Below are 8699 nucleotides of genomic sequence, written 5' to 3' on the forward strand. Positions count from 1 at the left end.
ACACATCACCCTACCCACGCCCGGTCCGCGCTGGTCTCCCGGCGCAGGTCAGTGCTAGCGTCTGCGGAACAACTTCACATCCGACAGGGGAGCGCACAGCGCTGAGAGTGCGGTCGACGACCGCAGACCCTCGAACCTGATCTGGGTAATGCCAGCGCAGGGAGTTCGGTCGACCTCCAGCCGCGCCGTGTTCCGGTGACAAACCGGACGCGGCGTGCGTCTTGCCTGGTTCGTACGAGAACTGGGAGGCAACATCGTGAACAACCGTTGGCGCACCGTGGACATCGTCGTGGCGGCGGTGCTCGGCGTCGCGTTCGGCGTCATCTTCTGGGCCTGGGGCGTGCTGTGGAACGGCCCCGCCGAGGCGATCCCGCTGCCCGGTCGGGCGGCCATCTACGGCATGTGGCTGGTACCGGGGGTGCTCGGCGCGCTGGTCGTCCGCAAGCCGGGAGCCGCCTTCTTCACCCTGACCGTGGCCGCCCTGGTCTCGGTGGCGCTGGGCACGAGCTGGGGTTGGACCATCGTGGTGCAGGGGCCACTGGAGGCGCTCGGCGCCGAGCTGGGCTTCGCCCTGTTCGCGTACCGGTCGTACCGGCTGCCGGTGGCGCTGCTGTCGGCCGCGCTGGCCGGGCTGGCCGCCGCCGTCTACGACATGCTCGTCTGGTACGTCGGCAACTCGTGGACCAGCTTCGGCATACCGTACATCGCGATCGTCGTGGTCAGCTCCGTGGTGATCGCCGGTCTCGGCGGGGTCGCCCTGACCCGCGCCCTGGCCGACACCGGCGTCCTGGACCGTTTCCCCGCCGCCCGTACCCGCCCCACGGTCTGACCCCCGATGGCTGAGTCGATCATGGGGTGGGGGACGGGACCCGCCACCCATCTCATGGTCAGGCCCACCGGGCGGGTACGGGTCAGCGGGTTCGGCTGGCGGCACGCGCGCCGACGGGCCTGGGCCTGCCGGGGCGTCGACCTGCGGATCGACGCCGGGGAGCGGGTGCTGTTGCTGGGCCCGTCCGGAGCCGGGAAGTCGACGTTGCTGGCGGCACTGGCCGGCCTGCTCGCCGAGGACTCGGGCGAGCGGGAGGGCACCGTCGAGATCGACGGGCTCGACCCGCGGGCGGCCCGGGACCGGGTCGGCATCGTCTTCCAGGACCCGCAGACCCAACTCGTGATGAGCCGGGCCGGCGACGACGTGGCGTTCGGGCTGGAGAACCGCGGGCTGTCGACCGAGCGGATCTGGCCCCGGGTGGACGAGGCGCTGCGCCGGGTCGGCTTCCCGTACCGCCGGGACCGGCCCACCGTGGCGCTCTCCGGCGGCGAACAGCAGCGGCTCGCGCTGGCCGGCGCGCTCGCGCCGCGACCGGGCCTGCTGCTGCTGGACGAACCGACCGCCAACCTCGACCCGGCCGGCGCCGCCCTGGTCCGCGCGGCGATCGCCGGGGCGCTCGCCCCGGACACCACGCTGATCCTGGTCGAGCACCGGGTCACCGAGGCGTTGCCGCTGGTCGACCGGGTGGTCGTGCTGGAACCCGGCGGCGGCGTCCGGGCCGACGGCCCGCCCGACACCGTCTTCACCGAGCACGGCGCCGCCCTCGCCGCCGCGGGCGTCTGGGTACCTGATCAGCCAGGCACCGGCGTCCGGGTTCCCCGCCGGGCCGGCCCGGGCGCCCGGGTCCCGGACCGCCCGGGCACCGACATCCGGGGCCAGCACGGGCACCCCGGCCCCGACGGCCGGGCCGCCGCCCACCCGATCGCGGCGGCACCGGGCGAGGTGTTGATCACCGCCGGCCGGGTCGGCCTGCCGGGCCGGCTGGCGCCGACCGATCTGACGGTACGGGCCGGCGAGGCGCTCGCCGTGCTGGGCCCGAACGGCGCCGGCAAGTCGACTCTCGCGTTGCTGCTGGGCGGCCTGCTCAGGCCCGGGACCGGCCGGGTGTCGGCGAGCCCGGCCCTGGCCGGTCGGGACGCCGGTACGCCACCGCACCGCTGGCGGGCACCGGCGCTGGCCCGTCGGATCGGGTCGGTGTTCCAGAATCCCGAACACCAGTTCGTCACCGGCACGGTCTTCGACGAGTTGGCGCTCGGCCCCCGCCGCACCGGCCGGCCCGAGGAGGCGGTCCGGACCACCGTCGACGAGTTGCTGACCCGGCTGCGGTTGGACCGGTTGGCCGGCGCCAACCCGTACACCCTGTCCGGGGGTGAGGCGCGGCGGCTGAGCGTGGCGACGGCGTTGGCCACGGCGCCCCGCCTGCTGGTCTGCGACGAGCCGACGTTCGGCCAGGACCGGCGGACCTGGCGGGAACTCGTCGAGTTTTTCGCCGAGCTGCGCGCCGCCGGCCACGGCATCGTCACCGTCACCCACGACGCCGATTTCGTCGCCGCCCTGGCCGACCGCCGCCTCACGCTGGACCGCCCGGCCGGCACGGACCCGACGCCCACCGTGGTTGCCGCGCCGGCCACCGACGGCGGCTCGCGCGCCGCCCGTGGCCGATCCCCCGGCGGTACGGCGCGGGGGCGGTCGTGATCGACCTCGCCACCGCCCCGAGCGGTACGGCACCGCTGGCCCGGCGCAACCCGGTCGCCAAGGTCGCCGCCGCGCTGGTCTTCTCGCTGGCCGTGATCGCCACGCTCGACCCGGTCACGCCGGCCGTCGCCATCGCCGTGGAACTGGCGGTGCTGCCGCTGTTCGGGGTGCGCTACCGGACGCTGCGGAGGATGGCCTGGCCGTTGCTGCTCAGCGCGCTCGGCGTGACGGTGAGCCTGCTGCTGTTCGCCGCCGACCGGTCCGGCACCGTGCTGGCCACCGCCGGTCCGGTGGTGGTGACCACCGGCGTGCTGACCACCGCGCTCGGCCTGGGCCTGCGGATCATCGCGGTGGCGCTGCCGGGCGTGCTCGTGTTCGCCGGCACCGACCCGACCGACCTGGCCGACGCGCTGATCCAGAACGTGAAGGCGCCGGCCCGATTCGCCATCGGCACCCTCGCCGCGTTCCGGCTGGTGCCGCTGCTCGGCCAGGAATGGCAGATGATCAGCATGGCCCGCCGGGCGCGCGGGGTGGACGCCGGCCGCAACCCGGTGGCCGCGCTGCGGCTCTTCGTCTCCACCGGGTTCACCTTGCTGGTCGGGGCGATCCGGCGGGGCACCCGGCTGGCCACCGCGATGGACGCCCGCGGCTTCGACTCGGGCCTGCCCCGCAGCGTGGCCCGGGTCCAGCGATTCACCCCCGCCGACGCGGCCCTGATTGCCGGCGCGACCCTACTGGCCGGCGCCGCCCTGACGGTCAGCATCGCCCTGGACGTCTTCCGCCCGATCACCGGATAGCACAATCCGAAAGTAGCTCTGTCGGAACTTTGCGCATCCATTGACTTAGAGAGATGTTAAAAATACTCTCCGTTAGCGCCCGGAGTCGTCCTCCTGGGCTTGGCTCCGTGGGCCGGGTAGCCCGGGGGTGTGCTCCCCGGGCTACCCGTTACGCGTGGATCAGACGATGTGGATTCGCTCCAACTCGCCATCCTGATGCTTCACCCGGAGCACGCCCGCATCGCGCTGCATGATCTCGTTCACGATCGCGTAGACCTGCAAAGCGCGATTGATCGTGTCCGTCTTGCTGTATCCGGTGTCGGCACTGATCTGCTCCAGGGCCTGGATCGCCTGGCGGTTGAGGTTGACGGTGACCCTCGTCAGACCACTTCCGCCATGCGTACCCTCCGGCGTATCCGCCGGGGGGCCAACCGCCGCACCTTTCTTTGCCGACGAATCCGAGGCCACCAAATTACCCGACCGAGTTCCAAGGACGTCCGTCCTCGCCATAGCTCGCGCCCCCTCCTGGTGAGCGTTGCGACGATACGTAGAGTAGTCAACCACCTTCAGTAGTTGACTACTTAACGTAACATGTGCATCTAACCATCGTGACTATATACCTCTCAGTAGCCATCTAGAAGCAGTACCTCCGTACTGTAAGAGCCCATGCTTTCATCCGGTTGCACGAGGCGCCAGAGGTCAGCCCGGTCCTTCGCTAGATAGCACGTATCAAATTCATCGCTGGTTCAGCTCCTTGGTAAGCGACCTTGTAACATGTGATCGTTACTTGTAACGAAGGCCACACCTTCATGCAGCAATCATGCTTACTTTCCTTGCACAGGATGTAGCGGTCACACGGGCCGAGAGGGTACGTTGACACCCCCAAGCGTCACCTTCTGTAACCCGAGGGCGGAGCAGAGCACGATGCGGAAAGAGCACGACCAGGAACTGGACCTCGCCGGATCATCCGACCCGCAGCAGGCCCTGCCATCCGGTGGAGGCAGGTTGGCCTCTTCCAGGCACATAGAGTTGCCGCCAGGTGACGAAGTTGTTCTCGCCGCTGCCGAAGTGCCGACGGAGGCCTCCGTGACGGCCGCTCACTCCGATTCGTCCAACACGACCGTCAAGTTACGCATCCGGGAGTGGGTTGACCTCCGCCTCGGTCTGGCCGAGGCCGGCCGGGACGCGGGTAGGACCGGCACGGTGGTCCTCATCGCCCTGATAGCCGTCGGCGCCTTTGTGCTTCCGCTGGCGCTGACCACAGAAGCCTCCGACAGCACTCGTATCACCCTGTCAGCCATCACCGGTGGCAGCGTGCTGCTTTTCAGCCTTATGTACCTGCTGGTCGCACCGCTGATCCATCGGTGCCGCAACAAGTAGTCAGCGTCCTAAGGGGATGAAATGATCATCGAGTTTGAGCTTCGTCCGGCACCCCGGCCAACCGGACGCCACCTTCAGCCGAACGACATGGAGGTCCGTCTCAGGGCGGCACAGCTCCGCGAGCTTATCGATCGCATCCTTGCCCGGCCTTCCACCGCCATTGACGAGACTGACATGGACGCGCTGGGTGAGGGAACCGCACTACTCTCGAAGTCCGTGCTCCGCGCCTCGCTCCTCAACGAACTGCGCCCTCAGTACGAGGCGCACGCTCTACCGGCGGCCATCCCGCAAGAGCGCTGCGCGGCCTGAACCGAGGCGCTCGCCAGGCTCGCCCGACCGCGGCCGGACTAGCCGCGCCGCGACGGTCGCCAGCCCCGGCCGCCGCCACGACGGCGAGCGTGACCGTCAGCGCGGGAAAGTAGGTCAACTGCGCCCACGTGACGGCTCGGCCGTTCATCAGGAACGACACCCACTGCGGGTAGGGGATCAACACCGCCGCCGGTTACCCGGCACCCGGCGGACTCGCCTGGGCCGCTCGAAAAGCAGGTGTTGTTGTTGGTGCTGGCGAACCTGCTCGTCCCATGCCTGCTGGTCATAGTCGGGATCAGGCGGGATCCACTTGTGCGAGCTGTCGCTGTAGTGGAACTTCTCGTCACCAGGGCGTAGCACGCTCAACGTGACCCGCCACCTCACGTCCGGGCCGGCGTCGACGGCCGGCGGACCATCATCGCTGGCTTCCCTGGCTGGGCCAGTGGCCGTGGTTGACCGGTACGAGGTAGCGGCTCCGGCACGGCAGGTCCGCGCCGCACCGACACACCCGGCGCCATCGCCGTAAGGACCAGACCGGCCGGTGCAGGCGCGCGAGGTTGAAGGCGACGGCCAGGACGTACTCGTCGTGGGAGAGTCGCCGGGCGGGGCGGCCGTACCGCGCTCGGAACAGCAGTCGCCGGGACGACCTGGTCGACAGGATCATTCGTTCCTCCCTTGTGCCGCAGTTGTCCGGAGGCGTGGGTGCCCGTACGTCGGGTTCGCTCAGGCACCCACGCCCGACGAGGACGACCCCGACAGCGCCAACCGAGGGGAACGACCTCCCGAGCAAGCCCCCACAGGTACCGTTGGGTAGTCAAGGGCTGGTGTAGGTGGTCTACTCGTGATGCCAACCGAGGGGAACACCGTGCCACCGCGCTACCGCTACGAGCAGATCGCCGACGACCTCGCCGAACGCATCGCTTCCGGCGAGTTCTCGCCCGGCGCCAAGCTGCCCAGCCGGCGAGAGTTGATCGAGCACTACGAGGTCACCGAGCCGGTGATCGACCGCGCCATGCAGGTTCTTCGGATCAAAGGGATGACCGAAACACTCCCCGGCGTGGGCGTCTTCGTCGCTGAATAGGCTGGACCTGGCGGACGACGCCTGGGGCCGTCCCCGAACGGAACGACCCCAGGCGTACCTGTTTGTCAGCTGCGGCGGAAGGCGTACCGGCGGGTCTGGGTCGCGGCCTGGGTGCGGCCGACGCCGGGGAGGCCGCCGCGACCGGTCCGGGGACCCTTGCCGGCGGCCGGTTTGCGGCCGTCGGGCGAGCCGGCGTCGGCGGTGGCGGCGCCCGGCACCGGTACGTCGACCGGCGCGGCCAGTTCGATGGAATCCAGGTCCTGCCGGTCCACGGTCACGGCCGGCCGGCCACCGGTACGGCGCGTGCCGTTACGGGATGTGCGCTTGGCAGCCATCCGCTGCCTCCTTCGCTGCTCGGGGAACCGCCTCGCGACAGCGATCGGCGGCTACATGGGAAAGGGACTCCCCCGGGCGACGCCGAAACGGGTACCCGCCGATGCGAGGAGCAGACGGGATGTGCGGACGCCCGGAGCGCTCGGCCCCGCGCGTCGAAGGCGGCGGGCCGGCTCGGATGAGGAACGGGCGTCAGTTACGCATACCGGTGAGGCTAGCCCACCGGCCCTGGCCCGCGCAGCCGAATTACCGACCGGTCCTGTGCGACCATCGACGGCATGCTGATCGCGTTCTCGGTGACTCCGCTCGGCGTCGGCGAATCGGTGGGCGACCTGGTCGCCGAGGCGGTACGGGTGGTCCGCGAGTCCGGCCTGCCGAACCGGACCGATGCCATGTTCACCACGGTCGAGGGTGAGTGGGACGAGGTGATGGCGGTGGTGAAACGGGCGGTCGACGTGGTCGCCGAGCGGGCACCCCGGGTCAGCGTGGTGCTCAAGGCCGACGTCCGGCCCGGCGTCACGGACGCGTTGACCGCCAAGGTCGCGCACGTCGAGGCCCGACTGGCCGAGGGCTGAACCACCGGGGTTCGTCACTCACCTGGCGGGCTCGGCACCCAGCAGGCGCAGCACGCTCCGCCGTACCACGCTCCGGGCCTCGGCCGTGGACATCCGGCCGGCGGCGACCTCTGCCCCTGCGGCATGGCCGACGGCCACGGCGGCGGTAACCAGCCACTCGGTGGGAAACTCACGATCGAACTCGCCGGCATCCCGGCCGCGCCGGACCAGCCGGTCCAGCCGGTCCAGCACCGGGCGGTGGACCTCGCGGTCCTCCTCCGGGCTCGTTGGACCCTCGATCGTGAGCAGCAGCGGGTAACGCTCCAGCGTGCGCCAACTGGCGTCAAAGAACCGCACGACCGCCTCGGCCGCCGCGCCCTCGTCGAGCCGTGCGGCGTCCATCGCGGCCACCGTCTCCTCGGTGAGATGCCGGATCACCGCGGCGAGCAGGGCGTCGCGGGAGGCGAAGTGGGCGTAGACGGTCTGCCGGGAGACCCCGGCCGCCGCGGCGACATCGTCAACCGAGGCCTGCGGCCGCGTGCCCAGGATCCGGACCGCCGCGTCGAGAATCGCGGCGATGCTGCGACCGGCCTCGGAACGGCGGCGGCGTGAGCGTCCGGGTGACGTCAGGTCCGACACGGTTGTCAAGGATACGTGTCGAGGCTTAGCCTTGACACTGCTGTCAGAGCTAAGCATCGTTACGGACGGTCACGTGCCGGGTCTACAGGGACAGTCACGTGCCCGAGCGACCCGGCGACGAAAGGACGGACCCGAATGGACACCAGGACGGACCTCACCCCCGGCGACGATCTCGCCGGCTACCTGACCAGCTATGCGCAGGAGATGGCGTTCGGAGCGGAGGAACCGGAAACCATCCTGGACAGGTACCACACGCCGGACTTCGTCCTGCACAACGACGGACTGCCGCTGGACCGGCAGCGGCTGCTCGACCATGTCCGGCCGGTACGGAAGCAGGTGCGGCGCGGCAAGATCACCGACTGCCGCGTCGACGTCCACCAGACCCTGGTGGCCGGCGCCCAGGTGGCCGGCCGCTACACGCTGACGGCAGTGCTGGGCGGAAAGGCCACCGTCACCGAGATCTACATGTTCGGCGAACTGGCGCCGGACGGCCGACTCCGGCGGATCGACCAGGTCACCCGCGTCCCCGGGACCCAGCAGGCTGAGGCGGCGCGGCTGTCATGAGGCGGCGGCGGTCTGCGCACCCGCGAAAGACGTCCCGGGCCGACCGACTCGACGCCAGGCCCTAGGCCGGGCTGAGGGCGGCGTGCATCTCCCAGACCAGGACCTCGGCCGACTCGACCGCGGTGACCCGCTGACCGCCGACGGCGGTGATCCGGGCCGCGTCGCCGGCGGTCAGTTCGCCGGCATCCTCCAGCGCGACGGTGCCGGTCGGGACGTACAGGTGTAGGAAGGGCGCGTCCGGGAGGGTGACCTCGGCGCCGGGCAGCAGCCGGGCGGCGTGCAGCGCGGCGTACCGGTTACGGATCCGGATGGCCGCCTCGCCGTCGTGCCGGTCCATCCCGGAGGCGACCGGCACCAGGCCGCCGCGCAGCAGCTCGCGGTCGATCTCCACCTGTTCGTAGCCGGGGTCGACGCCGGGCTCGTCGGGGACCACCCACATCTGGACGAAGTGGACCGGGTCGGTGTGCTGGTCGCCGCCGAGGCGCCAGGAGTCGTTCTTCTCCGAGTGCAGGATGCCGGTGCCGGCGCTCATCCGCTGG

At 70.6% G+C, this 8699-nt stretch carries 12 protein-coding genes, 1 pseudogene and 1 riboswitch; of the genes and pseudogenes, 8 read left to right on the forward strand and 5 right to left on the reverse strand.

The genetic code is table 11. The features are described from left to right. Positions 1 to 75 precede the first annotated feature (75 nt). Positions 76 to 181, forward strand: a riboswitch (TPP riboswitch). Positions 182 to 256: 75 nt separating this feature from the next. From ACFOX0_RS21250 to ACFOX0_RS21260, 3 genes are read left to right on the forward strand one after another with little or no spacing between them, the layout of a single operon-like run. After that, the gene (locus tag ACFOX0_RS21250) at positions 257 to 829 is read left to right on the forward strand and encodes an ECF transporter S component (protein ID WP_377548708.1); all 573 of its coding nucleotides are present in this window, start codon (positions 257 to 259) and stop codon (positions 827 to 829) included. Between the two features lie 54 nt (positions 830 to 883). Further along, positions 884 to 2524 (forward strand): ABC transporter ATP-binding protein, encoded by a 1641-nt coding sequence (locus tag ACFOX0_RS21255; protein WP_377548760.1) that lies wholly within the window; start codon positions 884 to 886, stop codon positions 2522 to 2524. Then, positions 2521 to 3321 carry an energy-coupling factor transporter transmembrane component T family protein gene (locus ACFOX0_RS21260; RefSeq protein WP_377548711.1) on the forward strand — a complete coding sequence of 267 codons (801 nt, stop codon included), beginning with the start codon at positions 2521 to 2523 and terminating at the stop codon, positions 3319 to 3321. The genes ACFOX0_RS21255 and ACFOX0_RS21260 overlap by 4 nt, the downstream gene beginning before the upstream one ends. A 159-nt stretch (positions 3322 to 3480) precedes the next feature. Here the strand turns inward: ACFOX0_RS21260 and ACFOX0_RS21265 are convergent, their stop codons facing one another. Beyond that, the gene (locus tag ACFOX0_RS21265; protein WP_377548713.1) at positions 3481 to 3768 is read right to left on the reverse strand and encodes a hypothetical protein; all 288 of its coding nucleotides are present in this window, start codon (positions 3766 to 3768) and stop codon (positions 3481 to 3483) included. 456 nt (positions 3769 to 4224) lie between these two features. Between ACFOX0_RS21265 and ACFOX0_RS21270 the strand changes: the two genes are divergently transcribed. Both ACFOX0_RS21270 and ACFOX0_RS21275 read left to right on the forward strand, forming a co-directional pair. Then, the gene (locus ACFOX0_RS21270; protein ID WP_377548715.1) at positions 4225 to 4680 is read left to right on the forward strand and encodes a hypothetical protein; all 456 of its coding nucleotides are present in this window, start codon (positions 4225 to 4227) and stop codon (positions 4678 to 4680) included. 21 nt (positions 4681 to 4701) lie between these two features. Next, positions 4702 to 4989 (forward strand): hypothetical protein, encoded by a 288-nt coding sequence (locus ACFOX0_RS21275; RefSeq protein WP_377548718.1) that lies wholly within the window; start codon positions 4702 to 4704, stop codon positions 4987 to 4989. Positions 4990 to 5404: 415 nt separating this feature from the next. On the opposite strand, the gene ACFOX0_RS21280 is transcribed toward ACFOX0_RS21275, so the two are convergent. Then, entirely contained in the window at positions 5405 to 5653 is a 249-nt protein-coding gene (locus ACFOX0_RS21280) for a hypothetical protein (RefSeq protein ID WP_377548721.1), read from the reverse strand. A gap of 180 nt (positions 5654 to 5833) precedes the next feature. Between ACFOX0_RS21280 and ACFOX0_RS21285 the strand changes: the two genes are divergently transcribed. Beyond that, on the forward strand, positions 5834 to 6070 hold the full coding sequence (locus tag ACFOX0_RS21285) for a winged helix-turn-helix domain-containing protein (protein WP_377548763.1): 237 nt from the start codon (positions 5834 to 5836) through the stop codon (positions 6068 to 6070). Positions 6071 to 6135: 65 nt separating this feature from the next. Here ACFOX0_RS21285 and ACFOX0_RS21290 read toward each other — a convergent pair whose 3' ends face one another. Continuing rightward, positions 6136 to 6405, reverse strand: a complete 270-nt coding sequence (locus tag ACFOX0_RS21290) for a hypothetical protein (RefSeq protein WP_377548723.1) — start codon at positions 6403 to 6405, stop codon at positions 6136 to 6138. Between the two features lie 276 nt (positions 6406 to 6681). Between ACFOX0_RS21290 and ACFOX0_RS21295 the strand changes: the two genes are divergently transcribed. After that, positions 6682 to 6978: an MTH1187 family thiamine-binding protein gene (locus ACFOX0_RS21295; RefSeq protein ID WP_377548725.1), complete on the forward strand. Its 297-nt coding sequence runs from the start codon at positions 6682 to 6684 to the stop codon at positions 6976 to 6978. 18 nt (positions 6979 to 6996) lie between these two features. Here ACFOX0_RS21295 and ACFOX0_RS21300 read toward each other — a convergent pair whose 3' ends face one another. Beyond that, positions 6997 to 7596 (reverse strand): TetR/AcrR family transcriptional regulator, encoded by a 600-nt coding sequence (locus ACFOX0_RS21300; protein WP_377548728.1) that lies wholly within the window; start codon positions 7594 to 7596, stop codon positions 6997 to 6999. 135 nt (positions 7597 to 7731) lie between these two features. On the opposite strand from ACFOX0_RS21300, the gene ACFOX0_RS21305 reads away from it, so the two are divergent. Next, a complete protein-coding gene (locus tag ACFOX0_RS21305; RefSeq protein WP_377548731.1) occupies positions 7732 to 8160 on the forward strand; it encodes a nuclear transport factor 2 family protein in 429 nt (142 codons plus the stop codon). Positions 8161 to 8221: 61 nt separating this feature from the next. Here ACFOX0_RS21305 and ACFOX0_RS21310 read toward each other — a convergent pair. Beyond that, positions 8222 to 8699, reverse strand: a pseudogene (locus ACFOX0_RS21310) (pirin family protein); the annotation flags it as partial.

Source organism: Micromonospora zhanjiangensis, from assembly GCF_042650605.1.
In the GTDB taxonomy this organism is placed as follows: domain Bacteria; phylum Actinomycetota; class Actinomycetes; order Mycobacteriales; family Micromonosporaceae; genus Micromonospora_J; species Micromonospora_J zhanjiangensis.

Excerpts from the sequence above, each read along its gene's own strand:
- ACFOX0_RS21255 (WP_377548760.1), top strand. The coding sequence starts at position 884 with ATGGTCAGGCCCACCGGGCGGGTACGGGTCAGCGGGTTCGGCTGGCGG.
- ACFOX0_RS21270 (WP_377548715.1), top strand. The coding sequence starts at position 4,225 with ATGCGGAAAGAGCACGACCAGGAACTGGACCTCGCCGGATCATCCGAC.
- ACFOX0_RS21275 (WP_377548718.1), top strand. The coding sequence starts at position 4,702 with ATGATCATCGAGTTTGAGCTTCGTCCGGCACCCCGGCCAACCGGACGC.
- ACFOX0_RS21280 (WP_377548721.1), bottom strand. The coding sequence starts at position 5,653 with ATGATCCTGTCGACCAGGTCGTCCCGGCGACTGCTGTTCCGAGCGCGG.
- ACFOX0_RS21285 (WP_377548763.1), top strand. The coding sequence starts at position 5,834 with ATGCCAACCGAGGGGAACACCGTGCCACCGCGCTACCGCTACGAGCAG.
- ACFOX0_RS21290 (WP_377548723.1), bottom strand. The coding sequence starts at position 6,405 with ATGGCTGCCAAGCGCACATCCCGTAACGGCACGCGCCGTACCGGTGGC.
- ACFOX0_RS21295 (WP_377548725.1), top strand. The coding sequence starts at position 6,682 with ATGCTGATCGCGTTCTCGGTGACTCCGCTCGGCGTCGGCGAATCGGTG.
- ACFOX0_RS21305 (WP_377548731.1), top strand. The coding sequence starts at position 7,732 with ATGGACACCAGGACGGACCTCACCCCCGGCGACGATCTCGCCGGCTAC.